Origin of the sequence: Streptococcus sp. 2342 (genome assembly GCF_013276795.1) — a bacterium.
Taxonomy (GTDB): Bacteria; Bacillota; Bacilli; order Lactobacillales; family Streptococcaceae; genus Streptococcus.
The window spans coordinates 210,433-236,059 of record NZ_VMLR01000002.1 but is presented as its reverse complement, the minus strand read 5'-3'; the positions used below and the strand labels follow the sequence as shown (position 1 = coordinate 236,059).

General features: G+C 42.2%; 26 protein-coding genes and 1 pseudogene. 24 read left to right on the top strand and 3 right to left on the bottom strand.

Translation table 11 applies throughout. The features are described 5' to 3' along the window. Nucleotides 1–422 precede the first annotated feature (422 nt). The 5 genes from HT689_RS02320 (at nucleotide 423) to HT689_RS02300 (ending at nucleotide 4,785) form a co-directional block, all read left to right on the top strand. Entirely contained in the window at nucleotides 423–1,043 is a 621-nt protein-coding gene (locus HT689_RS02320; RefSeq protein ID WP_173226948.1) for a CadD family cadmium resistance transporter, read from the top strand. Between the two features lie 235 nt (nucleotides 1,044–1,278). Beyond that, nucleotides 1,279–2,325: an iron ABC transporter permease gene (locus tag HT689_RS02315; protein ID WP_173226950.1), complete on the top strand. Its 1,047-nt coding sequence runs from the start codon at nucleotides 1,279–1,281 to the stop codon at nucleotides 2,323–2,325. 1 nt (nucleotide 2,326) lies between these two features. Then, complete coding sequence (locus tag HT689_RS02310) at nucleotides 2,327–3,082, top strand: ABC transporter ATP-binding protein (protein ID WP_173226952.1); 756 nt, start codon at nucleotides 2,327–2,329, stop codon at nucleotides 3,080–3,082. Between the two features lie 19 nt (nucleotides 3,083–3,101). Beyond that, the gene (locus tag HT689_RS02305; RefSeq protein WP_173226954.1) at nucleotides 3,102–4,112 is read left to right on the top strand and encodes an ABC transporter substrate-binding protein; all 1,011 of its coding nucleotides are present in this window, start codon (nucleotides 3,102–3,104) and stop codon (nucleotides 4,110–4,112) included. After that, on the top strand, nucleotides 4,093–4,785 hold the full coding sequence (locus HT689_RS02300) for an alpha/beta hydrolase-fold protein (RefSeq protein WP_173226955.1): 693 nt from the start codon (nucleotides 4,093–4,095) through the stop codon (nucleotides 4,783–4,785). Before HT689_RS02305 ends, HT689_RS02300 begins: the two co-directional genes overlap by 20 nt. Before the next feature lie 43 nt (nucleotides 4,786–4,828). Here the strand turns inward: HT689_RS02300 and HT689_RS02295 are convergent, their stop codons facing one another. Beyond that, on the bottom strand, nucleotides 4,829–5,578 hold the full coding sequence (locus HT689_RS02295) for a 1-acyl-sn-glycerol-3-phosphate acyltransferase (RefSeq protein ID WP_173226956.1): 750 nt from the start codon (nucleotides 5,576–5,578) through the stop codon (nucleotides 4,829–4,831). A 132-nt stretch (nucleotides 5,579–5,710) separates the two neighbouring features. On the opposite strand from HT689_RS02295, the gene HT689_RS02290 reads away from it, so the two are divergent. The 6 genes from HT689_RS02290 to HT689_RS02265 all read left to right on the top strand — a co-directional run bounded on the left by HT689_RS02290 (nucleotide 5,711) and on the right by HT689_RS02265 (nucleotide 12,819). Next, a complete protein-coding gene (locus HT689_RS02290; RefSeq protein ID WP_173251549.1) occupies nucleotides 5,711–8,047 on the top strand; it encodes a cation-translocating P-type ATPase in 2,337 nt (778 codons plus the stop codon). A gap of 101 nt (nucleotides 8,048–8,148) precedes the next feature. Continuing rightward, on the top strand, nucleotides 8,149–8,826 hold the full coding sequence (locus tag HT689_RS02285) for a tRNA (adenine(22)-N(1))-methyltransferase TrmK (RefSeq protein WP_173226958.1): 678 nt from the start codon (nucleotides 8,149–8,151) through the stop codon (nucleotides 8,824–8,826). Continuing rightward, nucleotides 8,813–9,610: a Nif3-like dinuclear metal center hexameric protein gene (locus HT689_RS02280; RefSeq protein ID WP_173226959.1), complete on the top strand. Its 798-nt coding sequence runs from the start codon at nucleotides 8,813–8,815 to the stop codon at nucleotides 9,608–9,610. Before HT689_RS02285 ends, HT689_RS02280 begins: the two co-directional genes overlap by 14 nt. Before the next feature lie 16 nt (nucleotides 9,611–9,626). Beyond that, a complete protein-coding gene (locus HT689_RS02275) occupies nucleotides 9,627–10,730 on the top strand; it encodes an FAD-dependent oxidoreductase (protein ID WP_173226960.1) in 1,104 nt (367 codons plus the stop codon). A gap of 102 nt (nucleotides 10,731–10,832) precedes the next feature. After that, nucleotides 10,833–11,852, top strand: a complete 1,020-nt coding sequence (gene galE, locus HT689_RS02270; RefSeq protein WP_173226961.1) for a UDP-glucose 4-epimerase GalE — start codon at nucleotides 10,833–10,835, stop codon at nucleotides 11,850–11,852. Between the two features lies 1 nt (nucleotide 11,853). Next, a complete protein-coding gene (locus tag HT689_RS02265) occupies nucleotides 11,854–12,819 on the top strand; it encodes a glycosyltransferase family 2 protein (protein WP_173226962.1) in 966 nt (321 codons plus the stop codon). A 50-nt stretch (nucleotides 12,820–12,869) separates the two neighbouring features. Here HT689_RS02265 and HT689_RS02260 read toward each other — a convergent pair whose 3' ends face one another. Continuing rightward, on the bottom strand, nucleotides 12,870–13,076 hold the full coding sequence (locus tag HT689_RS02260) for a ferredoxin (protein WP_173226964.1): 207 nt from the start codon (nucleotides 13,074–13,076) through the stop codon (nucleotides 12,870–12,872). Nucleotides 13,077–13,127: 51 nt separating this feature from the next. Between HT689_RS02260 and HT689_RS02255 the strand changes: the two genes are divergently transcribed. The 9 genes and pseudogenes from HT689_RS02255 (at nucleotide 13,128) to tnpA (ending at nucleotide 19,446) form a co-directional block, all read left to right on the top strand. After that, the gene (locus tag HT689_RS02255) at nucleotides 13,128–13,595 is read left to right on the top strand and encodes an SAG1386/EF1546 family surface-associated protein (protein ID WP_173226966.1); all 468 of its coding nucleotides are present in this window, start codon (nucleotides 13,128–13,130) and stop codon (nucleotides 13,593–13,595) included. A gap of 8 nt (nucleotides 13,596–13,603) precedes the next feature. Further along, nucleotides 13,604–14,275, top strand: coding sequence for a (d)CMP kinase (cmk, locus tag HT689_RS02250; RefSeq protein WP_173226968.1), 672 nt, complete (start codon nucleotides 13,604–13,606; stop codon nucleotides 14,273–14,275). 130 nt (nucleotides 14,276–14,405) lie between these two features. Continuing rightward, complete coding sequence (locus tag HT689_RS02245) at nucleotides 14,406–14,744, top strand: zinc ribbon domain-containing protein YjdM (protein WP_001061596.1); 339 nt, start codon at nucleotides 14,406–14,408, stop codon at nucleotides 14,742–14,744. 2 nt (nucleotides 14,745–14,746) lie between these two features. Then, the gene (locus HT689_RS02240) at nucleotides 14,747–15,376 is read left to right on the top strand and encodes a Pr6Pr family membrane protein (protein ID WP_173226970.1); all 630 of its coding nucleotides are present in this window, start codon (nucleotides 14,747–14,749) and stop codon (nucleotides 15,374–15,376) included. 124 nt (nucleotides 15,377–15,500) lie between these two features. Next, nucleotides 15,501–16,652: an MFS transporter gene (locus tag HT689_RS02235; RefSeq protein ID WP_173226972.1), complete on the top strand. Its 1,152-nt coding sequence runs from the start codon at nucleotides 15,501–15,503 to the stop codon at nucleotides 16,650–16,652. A gap of 99 nt (nucleotides 16,653–16,751) precedes the next feature. Then, nucleotides 16,752–17,501 carry a tRNA pseudouridine(38-40) synthase TruA gene (gene truA, locus HT689_RS02230; protein WP_173226973.1) on the top strand — a complete coding sequence of 250 codons (750 nt, stop codon included), beginning with the start codon at nucleotides 16,752–16,754 and terminating at the stop codon, nucleotides 17,499–17,501. Continuing rightward, a complete protein-coding gene (locus tag HT689_RS02225) occupies nucleotides 17,491–18,264 on the top strand; it encodes a bifunctional hydroxymethylpyrimidine kinase/phosphomethylpyrimidine kinase (protein ID WP_173226975.1) in 774 nt (257 codons plus the stop codon). Before truA ends, HT689_RS02225 begins: the two co-directional genes overlap by 11 nt. Further along, complete coding sequence (locus HT689_RS02220; protein WP_000814989.1) at nucleotides 18,242–18,703, top strand: ECF transporter S component; 462 nt, start codon at nucleotides 18,242–18,244, stop codon at nucleotides 18,701–18,703. The genes HT689_RS02225 and HT689_RS02220 overlap by 23 nt, the downstream gene beginning before the upstream one ends. Nucleotides 18,704–18,930: 227 nt before the next feature. After that, nucleotides 18,931–19,446, top strand: a pseudogene (tnpA, locus tag HT689_RS02215) (IS200/IS605 family transposase). A gap of 135 nt (nucleotides 19,447–19,581) precedes the next feature. Here the strand turns inward: tnpA and HT689_RS02210 are convergent. Beyond that, a complete protein-coding gene (locus HT689_RS02210) occupies nucleotides 19,582–21,702 on the bottom strand; it encodes an LTA synthase family protein (protein ID WP_173226765.1) in 2,121 nt (706 codons plus the stop codon). A gap of 149 nt (nucleotides 21,703–21,851) precedes the next feature. On the opposite strand from HT689_RS02210, the gene HT689_RS02205 reads away from it, so the two are divergent. The 4 genes from HT689_RS02205 to aroB are packed head-to-tail and all read left to right on the top strand — an operon-like array spanning nucleotide 21,852 to nucleotide 25,619. After that, nucleotides 21,852–23,015 carry a class I SAM-dependent rRNA methyltransferase gene (locus HT689_RS02205; RefSeq protein ID WP_173226757.1) on the top strand — a complete coding sequence of 388 codons (1,164 nt, stop codon included), beginning with the start codon at nucleotides 21,852–21,854 and terminating at the stop codon, nucleotides 23,013–23,015. After that, complete coding sequence (aroD, locus tag HT689_RS02200; protein ID WP_173226755.1) at nucleotides 23,012–23,689, top strand: type I 3-dehydroquinate dehydratase; 678 nt, start codon at nucleotides 23,012–23,014, stop codon at nucleotides 23,687–23,689. The genes HT689_RS02205 and aroD overlap by 4 nt, the downstream gene beginning before the upstream one ends. Next, nucleotides 23,679–24,533, top strand: coding sequence for a shikimate dehydrogenase (locus tag HT689_RS02195; RefSeq protein WP_173226753.1), 855 nt, complete (start codon nucleotides 23,679–23,681; stop codon nucleotides 24,531–24,533). The genes aroD and HT689_RS02195 overlap by 11 nt, the downstream gene beginning before the upstream one ends. A gap of 18 nt (nucleotides 24,534–24,551) precedes the next feature. Then, the gene (gene aroB, locus HT689_RS02190; protein WP_173251637.1) at nucleotides 24,552–25,619 is read left to right on the top strand and encodes a 3-dehydroquinate synthase; all 1,068 of its coding nucleotides are present in this window, start codon (nucleotides 24,552–24,554) and stop codon (nucleotides 25,617–25,619) included. Nucleotides 25,620–25,627 lie beyond the last annotated feature (8 nt).

The following is a 25,627-nucleotide window of genomic DNA, read 5'->3' as shown; positions in this document are numbered from 1 at the left end:
TTTCACTAGGATTTTAGCCCAAGCTCAAATCAGCTCTCTGACTTCAGAGGGCTTTTTTATTGAGGTTTTATAGGTCACAATTTTGGAGACTACAAAAACCTCAAATGGTATCAGCTAATTACACCATAAAGGTGCGTAACTACTCGGCTTGAAAAGCCGAGTAGCTGTCTGCAAGCCCCCTCGGAGAGCCCACACTTTACGAAGTAAAGTATAGTATGTTATACTTTACATGGAAGTAGTCACCGAATTTCAGTTAGAAATTACTTTGTAACTACGTTTAGAAATTACTTTGTAACTACGTTTTGAGGAGGAGTAAAATGCTTTCCTATGTTCGAAATTACCCACTAGCGATAGCTAAATTAATGTGTCTGTGCTCTCCTAAAATCTGCTGATTTATTACTGACCAATACAGGAGGTTTTTTATGGGACAGACAATCATATCTGCTATTGGTGTTTATATTTCCACCAGTATCGATTATTTAATTATTTTAATTATTTTATTTGCACAGCTATCACAGAATAAACAAAAATGGCATATTTATGCGGGGCAATATCTAGGCACAGGCTTACTTGTAGGGGCGAGTTTAGTTGCTGCTTATGTCGTTAATTTCGTGCCTGAAGAATGGATGGTTGGATTGCTTGGTTTAATCCCTATCTATTTAGGGATTCGCTTTGCAATTGTTGGAGAAGGTGAGGAAGAAGAGGAAGAAGAGGAAGAAATTATTGAAAGATTAGAACAAAGCAAGGCAAATCAACTGTTTTGGACAGTTACATTGCTAACAATTGCGTCTGGCGGAGATAATTTAGGTATCTATATACCTTATTTTGCTTCGTTAGATTGGTCACAGACCCTCGTGGCCTTGCTTGTGTTTGTAATCGGTATAATTATCTTATGCGAGATTAGTCGGGTGTTATCCTCTATTCCGTTAATATTCGAGACAATTGAAAAATACGAGCGAATCATTGTGCCCTTAGTATTCATTCTACTTGGACTATACATCATGTATGAAAATGGCACGATAGAGACTTTTCTGACCGTGTAGATTTTTTTGTTTCACTAGGATTTTAGCCCGGGTTCAAATCAGCTCTCTGATTTTCAGAGGGCTTTTTACGTTGTCACCTTACCTCGATATACTCAAGTATTATCTTTACTTACGGTTCCTAGCACTATAAAACCAACTATATTCATTTGTTCTTATCTTGTTCCATTGTTGAAAATATGGTATACTTTTCATGAGAATTTTCTAAATTTTTAATATTCTATCAAAGGAGGTTTACATGCTTTCCAAATTTTCTGGAAGCCGACAAGACCAGCAATTTGTGTTACTTTTAGTTATTTTGCTAGGTATTTTAGGGATTTCTCTCTTTCTAGCAGTTTCAATGGGATCTGTTGCGATTGATCTAGGAGATACCTATCGGATTATGTTGAGCAGGTTGGGATTTCCTCTTGAGATAGGAGAGGTTTCCAAGTCTACTCTTGCCATTGTATGGAACATGAGATTCCCCCGAGTATTGTTAGGTCTGATAGTAGGAGCAGGCCTTTCTATGTGTGGTAGTGTGATGCAGTCTACAGTGAACAATCCCATAGCAGAGCCTTATGTCTTAGGAATATCTGCGGGTGCAACTCTAGGTGCAACATTGAGCATCATTCTTGGTTTAAAAGTGATGATTAGCCTTGGAGCTTTTCTTGGAGCTATTTTGGCAACAATTGCTGTCCTCCTCATTGCCTCTATGCAGGGAAGGATGACGACTTCTAGTCTAATCTTATCGGGAACGGTAGTCAACGCTCTCTTTTTGGCTTTTTCAAACTTTATTATCTCAGTCGGCGCTAATGCGGATAGTGTGATGACCATTAAGTTTTGGACCATGGGCTCGCTCGCTGGGACTTCCTGGTCTGACTTAGTCCTGCCAACTATAGTAGTAGGAATAGCCTTTCTATTTTTCGCTACCCAGTATCGTGTTTTCAATGCGATGATGATGGGAGATGAGGCTGCTTTAACTTTGGGAATTCCTTTACGATTTTATTGGTATCTTTATGTGACCATGGTGGCTGTGCTAACAGCAGTATTAGTGGCAACCTGTGGGATTATTGGATTTGTCGGTCTGATTACTCCACATTTAGCTCGAGGGTTAGTAGGAACGAATTATAAGAGGCTTTTTCCCGTTGCAACCTTGCTGGGTGCCCTCTTTGTTATCTGGGCAGACGTACTCTCTCGTATCATCATTCCAAACGCAGAGCTTCCTATTGGTATTTTCACAGCCTTAGTAGGTGCTCCCTTCTTTATCTACATTGTTGGAGGTAGACGAAGGGAGGTGAGGGTCTGATATGGACTTGATTTGTCAGGATATCCATTTTGGACTAGGAGAGAAAAAAATCCTTAAAGGAGTCTCTCTTAAGGTTAAAGGGAATCAATTTCACACGATATTAGGACCAAATGGAAGTGGAAAAACCAGTCTACTTAAACTCCTCTATCGTCAGGAAAAGGCGGACAAAGGTTTGATAAGCCTAGATGGAAAGCCTCTGGAACAATGGATGCTCAAAGAAACAGCCAAGCAAATGGCAGTTGTGACCCAGTTTAATCAACTGCAGTTTGATTGTACAGTTGAAGAAATCGTCTTGCTGGGAAGAACTCCCCACCTCTCTTTTTTACAGAAGGAAAGGGAAAGAGATTTTACACTCGTTCAAGATGCCCTCGTTAAGGTGGATATGCTCGAGAAGAAAACTCGTCTCTATTCGTCTCTGTCAGGGGGAGAAAAACAGCGAGTCTTACTAGCCCGCGCCTTGGCGCAAGAACCGACTCTTTTACTCCTAGACGAACCAACCAATCACCTGGATATCAGGTATCAGCTAGACTTGTTAGCCATTGTGAAAAATCTCAAGGTCAATGTTCTAGCTGTCCTACATGATATTCAACTTGCTTGTCGCTATTCGGATTATCTCTATTTGATGAAAGAGGGAGAAATCCTTTACCAAGGTACTCCAAAGGAGACCATCACCCCTGAGTCATTGCAAACTGTATATGGAGTTCAAAGTCAGGTGACTTGGACCGAGGATCAGCAAGCTATGATTCACTATTTATAAGAATGAAAAGGAAAACAAGATGAAAAAAACACTCAGTATTTTACTCGTGACAGTAGCTACCTTAACTTTGGCAGCTTGTGGTAACACTACTACAGAAAAAACTACCACACAGTCTAGCACAGAGACAAGTCAAAAGGCTAACGCAGAGACGACTTATCCGCTAACTATCAAAACTTATGATGCTAAAGGAAATGAAGTCGAACAAGTTTTTGACAAGGCACCTGAAAAAGTTATTACCAATAATCTTTCAACCACTGAAATCTTATTGGAGTTGGGGTTGAAGGATAAAATTGTTGGCATGCTTAACCCAGACAATGCTGTGACGGACAAATACAAGGACGCGATTGCGACTATTCCTCAAATTGGGGATAAAAAAACAGTCTCACAAGAGACAGTCCTTTCTTATGAGCCAGACGCTGTGATGGGGAGAAACATGATGTTTTCTGAAAAATCCTTGGGGACAGTTAGCACTTGGAATGAAAACAAAATCCCAGTTTATACGCAAAAAGCTTCTCTCTCAACAATTCAGCAAGATTTGGGGAATATCGTAGAAGATGTCAAAAATCTGGGAATGATTTTTAATGTTCAGGACAAGGCCAATGAATACGCAGCCCAATTACAAACTAAAATTGACGCTGTTAAGAAAGCAAACCCAGCAAGTCAAGGTGAAAAGAAAAAGGCTTTGATTATGGTTGCTTATAATGATGAAACCTTCGGTGCCTACAAGTCTGCTTTGCAAGAAAGTTTGCTGAACCAACTTGGTTATACAAACGTTGCTACGGGGACATCAGGCTTGACCTTGGAAAATCTCGTGTCAATGGATCCTGAATTGATTATCTATGTAACCAGCGATCGTAATAAAAAATTGGATGAAAAAGCAGTAGAGTTGCTGAAGGCAAATGCTGTTTTGGAAAGCGTTCCTGCTATTAAGAATCAAAAAATCATGACCATCTCTTACGATGAGTTGATGGATTATGGTCCAGCAGTGATTGATTCCCTTGAGAAAATCAATGACTTTATCAATAAATAATGAGTTTGATTGGGAAGGAATCCAAGTCAAGGTCAGCCTTCCTTTGACCTATGATCCCAATCAAACCTATCCAGTTATTCTCTTGAATGATGGAAACTTGGATTTCCTATCGTCCCTTTCCGAATCTGTGATTTTAGTGGGCTTGACCTCTAAAAATCGCCTAGATGACTACACTCCATGGAAGGCGGCTGCTTTGAGAGATGGAGCTCCAGATTTTGGCGGTCAGGCAAATGCTTATCATAGTGATTTATTTGGAGGTCTTTTAGATAAGTTGCAGTCGCTTTATCGACTGGATGAAGCACGCCTTGCCTACGGAGGTTATTCACTAGGTGGCTTGGTGGCAGTTTACAGTCTTTTCAGCTTTGATAAGGTTTCCTGTGTTTTTTCTATCTGCGGTTCCTTTTGGTATCCTGATTTTGTGGCTTACTGCAAGGCAGAGACAGTGAAAAATCTAGACTGTTTGCTGTATTTACAGAATGGTCAAACAGAAGGAGTCAATCATAGCAATCGCTTGGCTCAAGCACCAGTCTATGCTGAGAAAATCCATACCAGTCTTCAGAAACGCTATCCGAACAGCCAGTTTGTCTTTGACCCTTATGGACACCACGAACAAGTAGCTGAGCGATTCCTAGCTTTTTCTAGCTGGTTGGCCCAAAAATGGAAAATCGAATAAAAGATTTATCCCTTGGCTTTTGCCAAGGGATTGTTGTATTTATTTAACCAAGGTTTTCTCTCTTTTTATCTGGATTCCATACAAAGCTTGCGATAAAGCTAAAGATGATGGTTAGGATAGCGAGGATAATGGCAAGGATGAGGGCAGGGATGCGGATAAACCACCAGAGTGGATTTGGTTTTTTATTATTGTGCCATTGTTTCGTTTCTTCATCCAGACGTTGGAATTCTGCTTGGATACGATTGGCGACTGTTTCAATGCCTTCATCATTCATTTTCTTGATATCTGAGATATCGATTGGATTTCCAAAGTTCATATCAACACGCTCACGGCTAACCAAGCCCTTCAAGGTCATAGGACCTGTATAGGTAACCGGCATGATACGGACCTTGGCCATTTTGGCAATCAGGGCTACGCCACCCTTGACATCGTTTGAGTGACGGCTCCCACTTGGAAACATGATGAGAGAGCGGTCACTTTTTTTAAGAACATTGATAGGGTATTTGATGGCTGAGGCGCTAGGATTTTCACGGTCGATAGGAAAGGCGCCACACATACGGATCCACCAACCAAAGATACGGTTGGTAAAGAGCTCTTTTTTGGCCATAAAGATGAACTGTTTTGGCTTGGTCGCAAAGGCCATGTAAACAGGATCCCACCAGGTACGGTGAGGCGCAACCAAAATATAATTTTCATCTTGATTAGGAATTTTATCAGTATTATGATAATGGGCATTGCCATTGATGGACCATAGGAGTAATACAACTAATCCACGTAAATAAGTATAAAACATGCGATCTCCTTCGATTCTTTTCTTGTTATTATTATACCTTATCAAAGGAGGGCTGGCAAACTTTTCCCTTGACCAGGTCCATATTTGGGATGAGATTAGAATTCTTTTAGAAAAAATGATATGATATAATTTATGGATAAAAATAAGATTATGGGATTAACCCAAAGAGAAGTCGAGGAAAGACAGGCTAAGGGCTTGGTCAATGATTTTACTGCTTCGGCCAGTACCAGCACTTGGCAAATCATCAAACGAAATGTCTTTACCCTTTTTAACGCTTTGAACTTTGCCATTGCTTTGGCCCTTGCCTTTGTGCAGGCTTGGAGCAATCTGGTCTTCTTTGTCGTTATCTGCTTTAACGCTTTTTCAGGGATTGTGACGGAGCTCCGTGCCAAGCATATGGTGGACAAGCTCAATCTCATGACCAAGGAAAAGGTCAAGACTATTCGTGATGGCCAGGAAGTGGCTCTTAATCCTGAAGAATTGGTGTTAGGAGATGTCATTCGTTTGTCTGCTGGAGAGCAAATTCCTAGTGATGCCTTGGTTTTGGAAGGCTTTGCGGAAGTCAATGAAGCCATGTTGACGGGGGAAAGTGATTTGGTGCAAAAGGAAGTTGACGCCTTGCTTTTGTCAGGAAGTTTCCTAGCCAGTGGGGCAGTTTTAGCTCAAGTTCACCATGTCGGTGCAGACAACTATGCTGCTAAACTTATGCTTGAGGCTAAGACTGTGAAACCTATCAACTCTCGTATCATGGAATCGCTGGACAGGTTAGCAGGTTTTACTGGGAAAATTATCATTCCTTTTGGTCTAGCTCTCTTGCTAGAAGCCTTGATTTTAAAAGGCTTGCCTCTTAAGTCGTCCGTTGTAAACTCGTCGACAGCTCTTTTGGGGATGTTACCTAAGGGAGTTGCCCTTTTGACCATCACTTCGCTCTTGACAGCGGTGATTAAGTTAGGCTTGAAAAAGGTCTTGGTGCAGGAGATGTACTCCGTTGAGACCTTGGCGCGCGTGGATATGCTCTGTTTGGATAAGACGGGCACCATCACCCAAGGAAAGATGCAGGTAGAGGCTGTTCTTCCTCTGACGGAAACTTATGGTGAAGAGACTATTGCCAACATTTTGACTAGCTATATAGCTCATAGTGAGGATAAAAATCCAACTGCCCAAGCTATTCGCCAGCGATTCCAAGGCCAAGTAGCCTATTCTATGATTTCCAATCTCCCCTTCTCAAGCGACCGCAAGTGGGGTGCTATGGAGTTAGAAGGTTTGGGAACAGTTTTCTTAGGGGCGCCTGAGATGTTGCTGGATTCTGAGGTCCCAGAAGCCAGAGAGGCCTTGGAGAGAGGTTCACGTGTCTTGGTCTTGGCTCTCAGTCAGGAAAAACTAGACCATCACAAACCACAGAAACCATCTGATATTCAGGCTCTAGCCTTGCTGGAAATATTGGATCCCATTCGAGAGGGAGCAGCAGAGACGCTGGACTATCTCCGTTCTCAGGAAGTGGGCCTCAAGATTATCTCTGGTGACAATCCAGTTACGGTATCCAGCATTGCCCAGAAGGCTGGTTTTGCGGACTATGATAGTTATGTAGATTGCTCGAAAATTACGGATGAGGAATTGGTTGCTATGGCGGAGGAGACTGCTATTTTCGGACGGGTTTCCCCTCATCAAAAGAAACTCATCATCCAAACTCTGAAAAAAGCGGGTCATACAACGGCTATGACGGGAGACGGAGTCAATGATATTCTGGCTCTTCGTGAGGCGGATTGTTCTATCGTAATGGCGGAGGGAGATCCTGCGACTCGTCAGATTGCAAATCTGGTTCTCTTGAACTCTGACTTTAATGATGTTCCTGAGATTCTCTTTGAAGGTCGTCGCGTAGTCAATAACATTGCCCATATCGCCCCGATTTTCTTGATTAAGACCATCTATTCTTTCCTATTAGCGGTCATCTGTATTGCCAGTGCTCTTCTGGGACGGTCTGAATGGATCTTGATTTTCCCCTTTATTCCAATCCAGATTACCATGATTGACCAGTTTGTGGAAGGTTTCCCACCATTCGTTCTGACTTTTGAGCGAAATATCAAACCTGTTGAGCCAAATTTCCTCAGAAGATCCATGCTTCGTGCCCTACCAAGCGCTCTCATGGTCGTCTTCAGCGTTCTCTTTGTGAAAATATTTGGAAGTAGCCAAGGTTGGTCTGAGTTAGAAATCTCAACTCTCCTCTATTATCTCTTGGGGTCAATTGGTTTCTTATCCGTATTTAGAGCCTGCATGCCATTTACCCTATGGCGTGTCCTCTTGATTGTTTGGTCAGTAGGAGGCTTCCTAGCCACAGCTCTCTTCCCAAGAATTCAAAAACTGCTTGAAATTTCAACCTTAACAGGACAAACATTACCTGTTTATGGTGTCATGATGTTGGTCTTTACCGTGATTTTCATCCTGACTAGTCGCTATCAAGCCAGAAAATAAAGAAAGGCTGCAATCTGTGGATTGCGGTCTTTTTAGGTACAAGATTGCTAGCTGAAATGTGGTATAATAAGAGGTAATAGAGTTTTGGAAAGTGAGAGAAGATGATTTCAAAGAGATTAGAATTGGTGGCTTCTTTTGTGCCACGGGGAGCCATTTTACTAGATGTGGGGAGTGACCATGCTTATCTGCCTATCGAGTTGATCGAAAGAGGACAAATTAAAAATGCTATTGCGGGTGAGGTGGTGGAAGGTCCCTACCAGTCTGCGGTCAAAAATGTTGAGGCTCACGGCCTAAAGGAAAAAATCCAGGTTCGTTTAGCCAATGGCTTGGCAGCTTTTGAAGAGACTGACCAAGTGTCTGTCATTACCATTGCTGGTATGGGTGGTCGTTTGATTGCTAGGATATTGGAAGAAGGCTTGGACAAGTTAGCTAATGTAGAGCGTTTGATCCTCCAGCCCAATAATCGTGAAGACGATTTGCGTATCTGGTTACAAGAGAACGGATTTCAGATTGTAGCTGAAAACATCTTAGAAGAAGCTGGCAAGTTTTACGAGATTTTGGTTGTGGAAGCAGGACAAATGAAGCTATCAGCCAGTGATGTTCGCTTTGGTCCTTTTTTGTCCAAAGAAGTCAGCCCAGTCTTTGTCCAAAAATGGCAAAAAGAAGCTGTTAAGCTAGAGTTTGCCCTCGGAAAAATCCCAGAAAAAAATCTGGAGGAACGTCAAGTTCTAGTGGATAAAATTCAAGCCATCAAGGAGGTTCTCCATGCTAGCAAGTGAAGTAATTAACGCATATGAAGCCTTTTGCCCTCAGGAATTTTCAATGGAGGGAGACAGTCGTGGCCTGCAAATTGGAACTTTGGACAAGGATATCCAAAGGGTTATGGTGGCTCTCGATATTCGTGAAGAAACGGTGGCTGAAGCCATTGAAAAGGGTGTGGACTTGATTATTGTCAAGCACGCGCCGATTTTCCGTCCCATCAAGGATTTGATATCCAGCCGTCCACAAAATCAGATTTACATTGATCTCATCAAGCATGACATCGCAGTTTATGTAAGCCATACCAATATTGACATCGTTGAAAATGGCCTTAATGACTGGTTCTGCCAGATGCTAGGCATTGAGGAGACGACTTATCTGCAGGAGACAGGTCCTGAACGTGGGATTGGACGTATTGGGAATATTCAGCCTCAGACCTTTGGAGAATTAGCCCAGAATGTCAAGCAAGTCTTTGGTCTAGATAGTCTTCGATTGGTGCATTATCAAGAGAGTGATTTGCAGAAGTCTATTTCAAGAGTGGCCATCTGTGGTGGTAGCGGGCAGTCTTTCTATAAGGATGCTTTAGCTAAAGGAGCAGAAGTCTATATCACTGGTGATATTTACTACCACACTGCCCAGGATATGTTGTCTGATGGCTTGTTGGCATTGGACCCAGGTCACTATATTGAAGTGATTTTTGTGGAAAAAATTGCAGAGCTTCTTAATCTATGGAAAAGAGAAAATGGCTGGACAATCGATATTGTACCTAGTCAAGCATCGACCAATCCTTTCCACCATATCTAGTTAGAAAGTGAAAACAATGAAAAAAGTTGCTATTATCGGAGCAGGAATTGTGGGAGCCACAGCAGCCTACTACCTCTCGAAAGAAAGTGACCTAGAAGTAACCGTCTTTGACCATGGACAAGGTCAAGCTACCAAGGCCGCAGCAGGAATTATCAGCCCCTGGTTTTCCAAACGCCGCAACAAGGCCTGGTACAAAATGGCACGCTTGGGGGCTGATTTTTATGTGGATTTATTAGCTGATTTAGAGAAGTCAGGGCAAGAAATAGACTTTTACCAGCGTTCGGGAGTTTTTCTCTTGAAAAGACATGAATCCAAGTTGGAAGAACTCTATCAACTAGCCTTCCAGCGAAGAGAAGAATCTCCCTTGATAGGGCAATTAGCCATTCTGGATCAAACATCAGCAAATGAATTATTCCCTGGTTTGCAGGGATTTGACCACCTGCTCTATGCTTCTGGTGGAGCGAGAGTAGATGGACAACTCTTAGTCACTCGTTTGCTGGAAGCCAGTCACGTCAAGCTGGTCAAAGAAAAAGTGACTCTGACACCTTTAGCATCAGGTTATCAGATTGGCGAAGAGGTGTTTGATCAGGTTATTTTGGCGACGGGAGCTTGGTTGGGGGACTTGTTAGAACCCTTGGGTTATACTGTGGATGTCCGTCCTCAAAAAGGGCAATTACGAGATTATCAGCTTGCCCAAGACATGGAAGCTTACCCTGTTGTCATGCCAGAAGGGGAGTGGGATTTGATTCCTTTTGCAGGTGGGAAATTGTCCTTAGGAGCCACCCATGAAAATGACATGGGATTTGATTTGACGGTAGATGAAGCCTTGCTCCAGCAAATGGAGGAAGCAACTTTGCCTCACTATCCTGTTTTATCGGAAGCGACTTCCAGAAGTGAACGAGTGGGAATTCGTGCCTACACCAGTGATTTCTCACCTTTCTTTGGGCAGGTGCCAGAATTGGCAGGTGTCTATGCTGCTAGTGGACTAGGTTCATCAGGGCTCACAACTGGTCCTATCATTGGCTACCATCTAGCTCAACTGGTCCAAGACAAGGAGTTGACCTTGGACCCTGAAAACTATCCAATTGAAAACTATGTCAAACGAGTAAAAAGTGAATAAGAATTTTACTGAAATTTTAGCCATCCCTCTAGGACGGCAAATGACATTCCCTATCAAAAATGGTAAAATAAGAAAAAATAATCCGAGAATCGAGGAAAGAAGATGCAAGAAAAGATTTTGGTAACGGGTGGGGCAGGTTTTATTGGAACCCACACTGTTATTGAGTTAATCCAAGCAGGTCATCAGGTTGTTGTGGTGGATAACCTTGTCAACAGCAATCGAAAAAGTTTAGAAGTTGTTGAAAGAATTACAGGAGTTGAAGTGCCTTTCTATGAGGCAGATATTCGTGATACAGATACCCTCAGAGATATTTTCAAGCAAGAAGAACCAACAGGGGTCATTCACTTCGCTGGCTTGAAGGCTGTCGGTGAATCTACCCGTATCCCTCTTGCCTATTATGACAACAATATAGCAGGAACTCTTAGTCTTTTGAAGGTAATGGAAGAAGCCAACTGTAAAAACATCATTTTCAGTTCTTCTGCGACAGTTTACGGAGATCCGCACACAGTACCCATCTTGGAAGATTTCCCACTTTCAGTGACCAATCCATACGGTCGTACCAAACTCATGTTAGAGGAAATTTTGACAGATATCTACAAGGCAGACTCAGAATGGAATGTGGTCTTGCTTCGTTACTTTAACCCAATCGGAGCCCATGAGAGTGGTGATTTAGGAGAAAATCCAAATGGTATTCCAAACAATCTCTTGCCATATGTGACGCAAGTAGCCGTTGGAAAACTAGAACAAGTGCAAGTGTTTGGAGACGATTACGATACGGAAGACGGAACGGGTGTTCGTGACTATATCCACGTCGTCGATTTGGCCAAAGGTCACGTCGCAGCTCTGAAAAAAATCCAAAAAGGTTCAGGTCTAAACGTTTATAACCTTGGAACAGGTAAAGGCTACTCAGTTCTTGAAATTATCCAAAATATGGAAAAAGCAGTGGGACGTCCGATTCCTTACCGCATTGTAGACCGTCGCCCAGGTGATATTGCAGCATGCTATTCAGATCCTGCAAAAGCCAAAGCAGAACTTGGCTGGGAAGCAGAATTCGACATCACCCAAATGTGTGAAGACGCATGGCGTTGGCAAAGCAAGCATCCAAATGGATTTGAAGACTAAGATGGTGATGTCAATCATTGTCCCCTGTTTAAACGAAGAGGAAGTACTTCCTCTTTTTTATCAGGCTTTGGAAGATTTGATTCCTGATTTGGAAACAGAAATCGAGTATGTCTTTGTCGATGATGGCTCAAGCGATGGAACCTTGGAACTCTTAAAGGCCTATCGGGAACAAAATCCGGCAGTGCATTATATTTCTTTCTCGCGAAATTTTGGCAAAGAAGCAGCTCTGTATGCAGGCTTACAATATGCGACAGGAGATCTGGTGGTGGTAATGGATGCAGACCTCCAGGATCCTCCGAGTATGTTGCTTGAGATGAAAAATTTACTAGACCAGAATGCAGACTTGGACTGCGTAGGAACACGAAGAACCAGTCGAGAGGGAGAACCCTTCTTTCGCAGTTTCTGTGCAGATCTCTTTTACCGCCTTATGCAAAAAATTAGCCCAGTAGCCTTGCCCTCAGGTGTTCGTGATTTTCGCATGATGAGAAGGTCTGTAGTCGATGCCATTTTAAGTTTGACTGAGTTCAATCGTTTTTCTAAAGGACTTTTTGCCTGGGTCGGTTTTAAAACCTACTATCTGGACTATCCTAATGTCGAAAGGCAGGCCGGCAAGACCAGTTGGAGTTTTAGGAAACTCTTTTTCTACTCCATTGAAGGGATTGTTAATTTTTCAGATTTCCCCCTGATTATAGCCTTTGTAGCTGGTCTCCTATCTTGTTTTATTTCTCTACTGATGACCTTTTTTGTTGTGGTTCGGACTCTCATTTTGGGCAATCCGACATCAGGTTGGACCTCTCTGATGGCTGTTATTCTCTTTCTTGGAGGCATTCAACTCTTGACCATTGGAATTCTCGGCAAGTACATCAGTAAAATTTATTTGGAGACCAAAAAAAGACCACTTTATCTCATCAAAGAAAAAAGTGACCTTCCTGATTTTACAGAAAAAAATAAAGTGAAAAGACTATAATTTTACATGGAAATATGCTAAACTAGAGGGAGTAGATTATCGCCATTGATTTATGCTTCCTGATTGCTAATCAGGGCGAGAGTTGGGCAGTTTTTAACAGCTTCTAAGACATCCTGACAAGGAGAAATTTCTTTTTCTAGTTGATCAGGATCATCGTAAAAACGCACGATTCCATTATCGTGGTAATCAAATAAATCAGAATAAGTTTGGCAAAGCCCACAGGCGATACATCGTTCAGGTATAAGTGTGATTTTCATGTTCATATTTATATTGTAATAAGAAAAGTAAAAAAAAACAAGGAGTAGGGTATGGAAAAAGAACCGTGGCAAGAAGATATTTATGATCAAGAAGAATCAAGAGCAGAGCGTCGTAAGAGAACTCAAGGCAGAGATGTAGTGGCCAATCGTGTCTTGACGATTTTAGCTAGTATTTTCTTCGTGATTGTAGTCGTGATGATTATTGTTCTTATCTATCTATCAACGGGGGGGAGTAATCGCACGGCAGCCTTGAAAGATTTTCACGATTCTGATGCAAGTGTAGTACAAGTCTCATCTTCAAGCAGTTCCCAGCCTGAGCAGAGTTCAGAATCTTCTTCTGAACACTCGGAGGAAGCTACAGATCCAGAAGGGACGACAAAAGTCTTAGCTGGAGAAGGGGAAGCAGCCATTGCCGCTCGTGCAGGAATCTCCATTGCTCAGTTAGAGGCCTTAAATCCTGGGCACATGGCTACAGGATCTTGGTTTGCTAATCCAGGTGATGTTATAAAAATAAAATAGGAGCCGATATGAAAACAATTCAAATTGCTATTGACGGTCCTGCTTCAAGTGGTAAGAGTACGGTCGCAAAAATTATTGCCAAGGACTTTGGATACACCTACCTAGATACAGGTGCCATGTATCGTGCAACGACCTACATGGCTCTCCAAAACCAGTTAGGAGTAGAAGAAGTCGAAGCCCTTCTAGCCTTGTTGGACCAGCATCCAATCAGTTTTGGACGTTCAGAAACTGGAGAACAGCTTGTCTTTGTAGGGGATGTGGATATTACCCACCCTATCCGTGAAAATGAGGTGACCAATCATGTTTCTGCTATTGCAGCAATTCCTCAAGTGCGTGAGAAACTGGTTTCTCTCCAACAAGAAATTGCCCAACAAGGCGGGATTGTCATGGACGGTCGCGATATTGGGACTGTTGTATTGCCACAAGCAGAATTAAAAATTTTCCTAGTAGCTTCTGTTGATGAGAGAGCAGAGCGTCGTTACAAGGAAAATGTTGCCAAGGGAATTGAAACAGACCTTGAAACTCTAAAAGAGGAAATTGCTGCGCGTGACTACAAGGATAGTCATCGTGAGACTTCGCCTCTCAAACAAGCAGAGGATGCTGTCTACCTTGATACAACTGGTTTGAACATTCAAGAAGTAGTTGAAAAAATCAAAGCAGAAGCTAAAAAAAGAATGTAAATGTAGAAAAGCCGATAGATAGATATCGGTTTTTTTCTAAATTTGTCAAAATGCTGATTTTAGGGTATAATAGTTGCTGTTCGAGAAATTTTGATTTTCAAAGAATAGCGAATGATGATAAGGAGAAACCATGAACAACCTACCAAATTGCCCAAAATGTAACTCAGAGTATGTCTACGAAGACGGTGCCCTACTGGTTTGCCCAGAGTGTGCTTATGAGTGGAATCCTGCTGAAGTTGCAGATGTAGAAGAGGGTCTTGTTGCTATCGATGCCAATGGAAATAAATTGGCTGACGGTGATACAGTAACTCTCATCAAGGACTTGAAGGTAAAAGGTGCGCCAAAAGATTTGAAACAAGGGACGCGCGTGAAAAATATTCGCATCGTAGAAGGCGACCACAATATCGACTGTAAGATTGATGGCTTCGGTGCCATGAAACTCAAATCAGAGTTTGTGAAGAAAATTTAAACATGTCAAAACACTATAAACTTGTATTTTATAGCCGTATCTTCTTGTTTCTAGCGGCTTTTACGGGAGTTTACCTTGAAATTACCAAGCATGGTGGTTTTGGGATGCTTCTCTATTACACGGTTCTGTCCAACCTCTTGGTAACTATTTTTACCCTTTATCTTCTAAAGGTTATGAGCCGTGTAGGTGAAAACTGGCAAAGACCAAGTCTCTTGCGCTTAAAAGGTGGAGTCACCATGAGTATCATGATTACCTGTGTGATTTACCATTTCCTCTTAGCGCCTATTGCGACTAATTTCTATACCCTAGAAAATTTCCTTTGCCACTATATCGTTCCCCTCTGGTTTTTCGCAGATACCCTCTTTTTTGACAAACAGGGTCAATACAAGATTTGGGATCCAATTGTGTGGACCATTTTACCCTTGCTGTATATGATGTTTGCTCTTTTTAATGGCTTGGTTTTAAAACTCAATATTCCAAATGCCAAGGATAATCCTTTCCCTTACTTCTTTTTGAATGTGAACAAGGGTTGGGATGTTGTGTTTAAGTGGTGTCTGATTATCTTTGTTGCCTATATGGTAGCAGGATTTATCTTCTACTTTATTAAGCAAATCAAGAGAAAGTCATCCTAAGACACAAGGGATTCATTTTCGAGTTTAAGAAGGAGTCTGTATACCAATGGGACTTCTTCTTTTCTTGCTTGTTTGATAACGATCAAAAAAGTAGAAGATTAAGAGAAATATAGAAAGAGATTTCATGAAACAATTTTTAGAACGGGCCAGTATTTTGGCTCTCTCCCTCGTTTTGATTACCTCCTTTTCCATCTCGAGTGCCCTGCCAGCCATGTTTGACTATTATCAAGGTTATCCTAAGGAACAAATTGAGCTCTTGGCGAGCTTGCCTTCCTTTGGAATCATGATGATGTTACTGCTAAATGGTTTCTTAGAAAAAATATTTCCTGAGCGCTTACAGATTAGTTTGGGCTTGTTGATTTTATCACTAAGTGGAACAGCTCCCTTTTGGTATCAAGCCTATCCCTTTGTCTTTGGGACACGGATTCTTTTTGGTTTGGGAGTTGGGATGATCAATGCCAAGGCTATTTCTATTATCAGTGAACGCTATCAAGGAAAAACCCGAATTCAGATGCTAGGATTACGCGGTTCTGCAGAGGTCGTTGGGGCTTCTCTCATTACTTTGGCAGTCGGCCAATTGTTGGCCTTTGGTTGGACAGCTACCTTCCTAGCCTATAGTGCTGGATTTTTGGTGCTGATCCTATATCTACTCTTTGTCCCTTATGGCAAAGAAAAGAAAGCAGTCAAGAAAAAGGAGAAGGAAGCAAGTCGTTTAACTGGGGAAATGAAAGGCTTGATTTTTATCCTAGCTATAGAAGCGGCAGTTGTAGTTTGTACCAATACGGCTATTACCATCCGTATTCCAAGTTTGATGGTGGAAAGAGGACTTGGAGATGCCCAGTTATCTAGTTTTGTTCTTAGTGTCATGCAGTTGATCGGGATTGTGGCTGGGGTGAGTTTTTCTTTCTTGATTTCTATCTTTAAGGAAAAATTGCTCCTCTGGTCTGGTATTACCTTCGGCTTAGGGCAAATCGTGATTGCCTTGTCTCCATCCTTGTGGGTGGTAGTGGCAGGAAGCATTCTGGCTGGTTTTGCCTACAGTGTAGCCTTGACGACGGTCTTTCAACTTGTCTCTGAACGAATTCCAGCTAAACTCCTCAATCAAGCAACTTCATTTGCTGTATTAGGCTGTAGTTTCGGAGCCTTTACGACCCCATTTGTTCTAGGTGCAATTGGCTTACTAACTCACAATGGGATGTTGGTCTTTGCTATCTTAGGATCTTGGTTGATTGTAACCTCTATCTTTGTCATGTACCTACTTCACAAGAGAGCTTAGGATTGGTTTCCTAAGTTTTTCTTTTTGTGAATTTTGTACCCAGACAATTATAAATTTTCTAGCTTGTTACGAGACTAATTTCTTGATAAAATAGAAGTTATGACGAGATACAAAGCAACTATTTCCTATGATGGTTATGCCTTTTCTGGTTTTCAGCGCCAGCCTCATGCGCGTAGCGTTCAGGAAGAAATTGAAAAAACCTTGACCAGGTTAAATAAAGGGCAAGCCATTACTGTTCACGGTGCTGGTAGGACAGATAGTGGGGTTCATGCTTTGGGACAGGTGATTCATTTTGACCTGCCCTATCAGATGGATGAGGAGAAGCTCCGTTTTGCCTTGGATACCCAGTCTCCTGAAGATATCGATGTGGTTTCGATTGAGCTTGTGGCGGATAATTTTCATTGCCGTTATGCCAAGCACAGCAAGACCTATGAGTTTATCGTGGATAGGGGCCGTCCCAAAAATCCGATGCGCCGTCACTATGCCACTCACTTCCCCTACCCACTCGATGTGGAGAGGATGCAGGAGGCCGTCAAAAGGCTAGAAGGAACCCACGATTTCACAGGCTTTACAGCATCTGGGACCAGCGTAGAGGACAAGGTTCGCACCATCACAGAAGCTAGTCTCAGGGTTGATGAGACAGGCCAGTTTTTGACCTTTACCTTTTCAGGAAATGGTTTCTTGTATAAGCAGATTCGCAATATGGTGGGGACACTGCTCAAAATCGGAAATAATCGAATGCCAGTAGAGCAGATTGACCTGATTTTGGAGAAAAAGAACAGGCAACTTGCAGGTCCCACTGCAGCACCAAATGGTTTATATTTAAAGGAGATTCGTTATGAAGAATAATCGTATTTTAGCACTTTCAGGAAATGATATTTTTAGTGGTGGTGGATTGTCCGCTGATTTGGCGACCTATACCTTGAACGGCTTGCATGGCTTTGTAGCAGTAACTTGCTTGACAACCTTGACAGAAAAAGGATTTGAGGTCTTTCCAACTGACGATACCATTTTTCAATATGAATTAGATAGCTTGCGTGATGTGGAATTTGCAGGGATTAAGATTGGTCTTCTACCAACTGTCAGTGTAGCTGAGAAGGCATTGGATTTTATCAAGCAACGCCCAGGAGTGCCTGTGGTTCTGGATCCTGTATTGGTCTGCAAGGAAACGCATGACGTAGCAGTTAGTGAACTCTGCCAAGAGTTGATTCGCTTTTTCCCTCATGTCAGTGTGATTACGCCTAATCTTCCTGAAGCAGAATTATTAGCTGATCAGGAAATTAAAACCTTGGAAGATATGAAAGCTGCAGCGCAGAAATTGCATGAATTAGGCGCGCCAGCAGTCATTATCAAGGGAGGCAATCGCCTTAGTCAGGACAAGGCTGTAGATGTCTTTTATGACGGACAAACCTTTACAGTCCTAGAAAATCCTGTCATTCAAGGGCAAAATGCTGGTGCAGGTTGTACCTTTGCCTCTAGCATTGCCAGTCACTTGGTTAAAGGTGATGAACTTTTACCAGCAGTAGAAAGCTCTAAGGCTTTCGTTTATCGTGCCATTGCACAAGCAGATCAGTATGGAGTAAGACAATATGAAGCAAACCAAAACAACTAAAATCGCCCTTGTATCCCTATTAACCGCCCTCTCTGTGGTCCTAGGCTATTTCTTAAAAATTCCAACACCGACAGGCATTCTAACTCTTTTAGATGCGGGTGTCTTCTTTACGGCTTTCTACTTTGGTAGTCGTGAAGGGGCTGTAGTCGGAGGACTGGCAGGTTTCTTGATTGACCTCTTATCAGGCTATCCTCAGTGGATGTTCTTTAGTTTGGTCAACCATGGCTTGCAGGGATTTTTCGCAGGATTTAAAGGAAAAACTCAGTGGTTAGGCCTTATCTTAGCAACGATTGCCATGGTAGGGGGTTACGCCTTGGGTTCTACATTGATGAATGGCTGGGCTGCAGCCCTACCAGAAATCCTACCAAATTTCATGCAAAATATGGTAGGGATGATTGTAGGATTTATTCTTAGTCAAAGTATCAAGAAGATTAAGTAAAGAAATCTGGATAAAAGTCTTTCAAATAAGAAAAACGCATAGTATCAGGTGTTTGAACCTTGATAGTATGCGTTTTATTATGTGACTATTAGTCCGTCTCGCTCCGTTAGGTGCGAGACAAAAAAACCACCCGCTATGCGGGTGCGCGTCGAAGGTTATACCAAAAAAACTCCGAACGCGATACAATAAAGGTGTTCAAGCTAATTGTAAAGCGAAAGGAGAAAAATATGGTACAAAAGGCTCATAGTTTATCGCACACAAAGTGGCATTGTAAGTATCACATTGTGTTCACCCCTAAGTATAGACGAAAAGTTATCTATAATCAATATCGAAGTAGTTTAGGCGAAATATTTCATCGCTTGTGTAGTTATAAAGGAGTTGAAATTATCGAGGGTCACTTAATGCCAGACCATGTACACATGTTAGTAAGTATTCCACCAAGGATAAGTGTTTCGAGTTTCATGGGTTATTTAAAAGGAAAAAGTGCACTCATGATGTTTGACAAACACGCCAACCTCAAGTATAGGTTTGGGGATCGGCATTTTGGGGCGGAAGGTTATTATGTGAGTACGGTTGGACTCAATGAAGCCACAATTAAGAAATATATTCAAGATTAAAGAAATTATCCAGTGGATGATTTCTTCACGAGTATGAAAATTTGAGAACGAGTAAAGCATGATATAGCACTAGATAAATTGAGTGTAAAAGAATATGAGGATCCCTTTAGGGATAGTGGTAAGTAATACTAAAGCCTCTTTAAGAGGCAAGTGACGAGTCAAGAGCAATGAGGCTTGAACAAAGTGAAAGCCAGCGTCTTTAGGCGCTGGCTGGTAATTTGGGCTTATAGCCCTGGTACAAACCACCCGTTTGACGGGTGGTTATGATTGTGATTTTGATTCGGTTTCTGCCGACTCTGGGTGAAGTTCTTGGTAACTTGGTGCCTTGAAAAGGTCAGCACTGGTTTTACCTTGTCGTTGGCTAAAGAGACTGGTTGATTGACTACCTTTTTCCTGTTCAATCTTTTGTAAAACTGGCAAGGAATTGAGGTAAGAAATACTTTCAGTATCAACTTTTCCAAGATGATCTTTTTGGTAAAAACGTATCAAATCGCCAGTTTGAATCTGGTCACTGATTTTCAGCTGTTGACTGGCTGCCTGCCGAACGCTTTCCAGTTCAGTCTGAGTTTGTTCATCAAGATTACTGATTTCGAGACCACTTTCAGTATAGTAGGTTCGTCCGTCATAACTAGTGTATTTTGGTGTGACGAAGGAATTGGCAGTTCGAAAGGCAACGATTTCTTGATGGTCTGGTGATAGGAGATCTTGTCCAACTTGAAGGAAGGAATTGGACTCAATACCAAGGAGGTGTTCGAGAGTCGGTAAGATATCGATTTGCCCACCGTAGGTATTGATGATTTGCCCCTTTTCATAACCAGGCATGACCACCATAAAAGGCACTCGTTGCAACATGGCATTGTCGTAATTCGACCAGTTCTCAGAAGTCTTTCCAATCAAGGGTGCCAGCTCAGGATTGCGGGAGTTGGAAATACCATAATGGTCTCCGTAAATGACGATGATGGATTTTTCATAGAGGCCACTTTCTTTGAGATAGTCAAAGAAGGCCTTGATAGCGCTATCCAGATAGTTGGCTGTTTGGAAGTAGCCATTGATCGTTTCATCTTTGGTCTTAGCCAGTGGGAAACCAAGCTCATCGCCTGTCAGATTGCTAGCATAGGGATAGTGATTGGACACCGTGATATACTTAGTATAAAAAGGTTGCTGTAAATGCTCCAGATATTGGATAGAATCTTTCATCATGATTTTATCATTTAAACCATATTGGAAAGAATTGCTACTGTCTTGCTTGGTGAAGTAGGAAGCATCAAAGAAGTATTGGTAGCCCCATTGTTTGTAGGTCGTATTTCGATTCCAGAAGGTCCCGATATTGCCGTGAAAGATAGCACTTGATTGATAGCCGTTTTTTGATAGGATAAAAGGTGCGGCCTGCTGGGTATTGGTACCTCCGTAGTTGACCATGAAGGAACCTTGGTCAAGGCCAAATAAACCTGTCTCCAGCATGGTTTCTGCATCTGAGGTTTTACCAGCCTTGACTTGGTTAAAGATATTAGAAAAGGCTAGGGTTGATTGCGAATGGTAGAGTGAATTTAGGAAGGGAGTGACTTCATGCTCAGTTCCATCTATGTTGAGTTTATAGTCAAGCAGGAACTGTTGGAAACTCTCCAAGTGGAGATAAATCACATTTTTCCCTTTGGCCAGGCCAAAATAGTCTGGATTGGGCTTAGCCGAATGTTCTTGAATATAATCTGTAATAGGTTGAAGGTCAGTCTCAGAGGCCTTAGCCCGTTCTTTATTAGCGCTATAGGATTGGTTGGCACTATAGCCTAAAAAGGCTGGCAAACTAAGGGCACGAACAATATAATAATTAGAAAATCCTCGCGACAGGAGATCGGGACGCTCAATCTCTGCCAAGAAAAGATTAGCAGAAAAGAGCAGGGCTGAGAGAGCAGTGATAGCAACACTGGAGCGGAATTTGAAGGGTCTCCTATTCAGCGGGATGAATTTTTTATAGAAAAGGAAAGCCAGCAATGGGAAATCCATAAAATAGATGAAATCCCAAGGACGCAGTAACTCTAGTTCTGCAGTGCCGACAGACACCTTGCTGACCACTTTCATGGTATTAGCCGTGATAAAGTCGCTAAATTCTCGATAGTAAAAGACATTGGAATAAAGCCAAATGAATAAAAGGCTATAAATAGCTATACTCAGGCCATAAAAGATCTTGGTTGAGCGAGCATAGAGGGCTAGAGCCAGCAGGAGTAGTCCTAGAGGAAGGGGGTTGAAAAAGGCGATAAAGGCAAGGTAATTTCCCTGCAACTTGCCCAATTGAATATCTAAATTAAAGTCAACGGTATAGGCTAATAAGGTTTTGAGCCAATAGAGGATTAAAAGGGTTAGGACAAAACCCAGTCTGGTACCCATGGCTTTTTGGATTTTGTTAAAATTAATTCTCACACATTTACTTCCTAATTTTTTATTAGTATTAGTATACCATTTTTTAAAAGAAGAGTAAAAAAGCAAGGGTAGTTTCTTTTTTGAGAATTGGCTAAAAGTTTGATATAATAGTAGTTATGAATAGAATAAGAGTCAGCAAAAGGGTTGAAAAGAAGCTCGCTAAGGGGCTAGTTTTACTAGAAGCTAGTGATCTTGAGAATGTCAATCTCAAGGATCAGGAAGTAGAAGTCTATCGTCAAGAAGGCACCTTTCTTGGGACTGCCTACCTTTCTCAGCAAAACAAGGGCTTGGGCTGGTTTGTTAGTAAGGACAAGGTGGCCTTCAATCAAGCTTTCTTTGAAACGCTGTTTAGACAAGCTAAAGAAAAGAGAAGAGCCTACTATCAAGATGATTTGACAACTGCCTTTCGTCTCTTCAACCAAGAGGGAGATGGCTTTGGGGGTCTGACAGTGGACCTTTATGGCGACTATGCTGTCTTTTCTTGGTATAACTCTTATGTTTATCAGATTCGCAAGGTTATCTCAGAAGCTTTTAGACAGGTTTTTCCTGAGGTTTTAGGGACCTATGAGAAGATCCGTTTTAAGGGTTTGGACTATGAATCTGCCCATGTTTATGGTCAAGAAGCACCTGAATTTTTCACTGTTTTGGAAAATGGTGTCCTGTATCAAGTCTTTATGAATGATGGCTTGATGACAGGGATTTTCCTAGACCAGCATGAGGTTCGTGGGAGTTTGGTTGATGGTTTAGCTATGGATAAATCCTTGCTCAATATGTTTTCTTATACAGCTGCCTTTTCCGTGGCTGCGGCCATGGGAGGAGCAAGCCAGACAACTTCGGTTGACCTAGCCAAGCGTTCACGAGAATTGTCTCAAGCGCATTTTCAGGCAAATGGAATTAGTACAGACGACCACCGTTTTGTGGTTATGGATGTCTTTGAATATTTCAAATACGCTAAGAGAAAAGGCCTGACCTACGATGTGATTGTTCTAGATCCGCCTAGCTTCGCTCGGAACAAAAAACAAACATTCTCTGTGGCCAAGGATTATCACAAGTTGATTTCCCAGAGTCTGGAGATTTTAAATCCGGGAGGGATTATCATTGCCAGTACCAATGCTGCCAATGTTTCCCGTCAGAAATTTACAGAACAAATTGATAAAGGCTTTGCAGGAAGAAGTTACCAGATTTTAAATAAATACGGTCTTCCAGCAGATTTTGCCTATAATAAAAAAGATGAAAGTAGTAATTACCTCAAGGTGATTAGTATGAAGGTTAGTAAATGAAATTGATCGTTTCAGTAATGCCAAGAAGTTTAGAGGAGGCCCAGGCTCTGGATGCCACGAGGTACCTGGATGCCGACATCATTGAATGGCGTGCCGACTATCTGCCTAAAGAAGCGATTTTGCAGGTGGCTCCAGCTATTTTTGAAAAATTCGCAGGTCGTGAGTTGGTTTTCACGCTACGAACTCGCTCTGAGGGGGGAGAAATCGACCTTTCTCCAGAAGAATATATCCATCTAATCAAGGAAGTGGCGCAACTCTATCAACCAGACTATATTGATTTTGAGTACTACAGCTACAAGGATGTTTTTGAGGAGATGCTGGACTTCCCAAATCTTGTTTTGAGTTACCACAATTTCCAAGGAACACCTGAAAATATGATGGAAATCTTGTCAGAGTTGACGAGCTTAAATCCAAAACTTGTTAAGGTTGCGGTGATGGCTCACACGGAGCAGGATGTCTTAGACTTGATGAACTATACACGAGGCTTTAAAACCCTCAATCCTGAACAGGAATATGTGACCATTTCTATGGGAAAGGTGGGCAAGGTCTCTCGTATCACTGCGGATGTGACTGGTTCGAGTTGGTCTTTTGCCAGTCTGGATGAGGCTAGTGCCCCTGGTCAGATTTCTCTAGCCAACATGAAAAAAATCAGGGAGATTTTGGATGAAGCTTGATGGCTATACACGTTTAGCTGCCGTTGTTGCCAATCCTATTAAGCATTCTATTTCCCCCTTTATTCACAACAATGCCTTTGAGGCGACAGCTACCAATGGTGTTTATGTGGCTTGGGAGATTGAAACGAGTGACTTGGCAGAAACAGTGGCCAATATTCGTCGCTACCAGATGTTTGGCATCAACCTGTCCATGCCCTATAAAGAGCAAGTGATTCCTTATTTGGATGAACTGAGTGATGAAGCGCGCTTGATTGGTGCGGTCAATACGGTTGTCAATCATAATGGCAATTTAATTGGATATAATACAGATGGCAAGGGATTTTTTAAGAGCTTGCCTTCTTTTACAATTACAGGTAAGAATATGACCCTGCTGGGTGCAGGTGGTGCGGCCAAGTCCATTTTGGCACAAGCTATTTTGGACGGCGTCCGTCAGATTTCGGTCTTTGTTCGTTCCGTTTCTATGGAAAAAACAAGACCTTACCTAGACAAATTACAGGAGCAGACAGGCTTTAAAGTGGACTTGTATGCTTTAGAAGATATTTCTGAACTGCAATCAAGGATTGCTGAGTCGGAGTTGCTGGTTAATGCCACCAGTGTGGGCATGGATGGTAAATCATCCCCAGTTCCTGAAAGCATTGTCCTATCAGAAACTCTTTTAGTAGCAGATATCATTTACAAGCCTTTTGAAACGCCATTTTTGAAATGGGCTAGAAGTCAGGGCAATCCAGCCGTCAATGGTCTGGGGATGTTGCTCTATCAGGCTGCAGAAGCTTTTCAACTGTGGACAGGCAAGGAAATGCCGACAAAAGAAATTTGGCAGTCTTTAACAGAAAAATACCAATAAAGAAAAGGAGATTCTCCTATGAAAATCAGAATCGATATTCCTCATCATCCTTATGATATTCAGATTGAAAAAGGTTGTCTAGCTCAGGCTGGCCAATGGTTGCGAGAATTCTGGCAACCACAAAAGGTAGTCATTGTAACAGATAACCATGTAGCTTCTCTTTATGCAGAGAAGGTCAAGCTCAGCCTAGAAGATTCTAGTTTTCAGGTAGCTGTTTTTGACTTTTTAGAAGGTGAAGAAAGAAAGAATTTGACTACTGTTCAGAAAGTCTATGAATTCCTAGTTAAGCAGGGGTTGACTCGTAGCGATGGAATCGTGGCTCTTGGTGGTGGCGTTGTTGGGGATCTGGCTGGCTTTGTAGCCTCTACCTATATGCGGGGTATTCACTTTGTTCAGATTCCGACTAGTTTGACAGCCCAGGTTGATTCTTCTATCGGTGGAAAGACAGGCGTCAATACTCCATTTGCTAAGAATATGGTGGGCACCTTTGCTCAACCAGATGGGGTTCTGATTGATCCGCTTGTCCTTGAAACACTTGGAAAAAGAGAGTTGATTGAAGGGATGGGGGAGGTCATCAAGTATGGCTTGATTGAGGATCCAGAACTATGGACTCTATTGACGGAGCTAGATGGTACTGTAGAGAGCATTTTGGAGCATGCAGAGATCTTGATTGAACATTCTTGTCAGGTCAAGCGCAAGATGGTGGTTGAGGATGAGTTAGACAATGGTGTTCGTCTTTACCTCAATTTTGGCCATACTATTGGCCATGCCATTGAAGCAACTGCCGGTTATGGAAAAGTCATGCATGGTGAAGCTGTGGCCATGGGAATGGTACAGATTTCCAAGGTTGCTGAGAAAAAGGGTCTCATGCCAGCTGGCATTACCCAATCTATCACAGAGATGTGTCAGAAATTCGGCTTGCCTGTTGACTATGAAAATTGGGAAGTTGACAAGCTTTATCAGGCTTTGACACATGACAAGAAAGCGCGTGGTAACACCTTGAAATTGGTCTTGGTGCCAGAGCTTGGTTCAGCGACCATTCATCCAGTTTCTCTGGAAGAGATGAAAGACTACTTGGTAAAATAAGGAGAGTG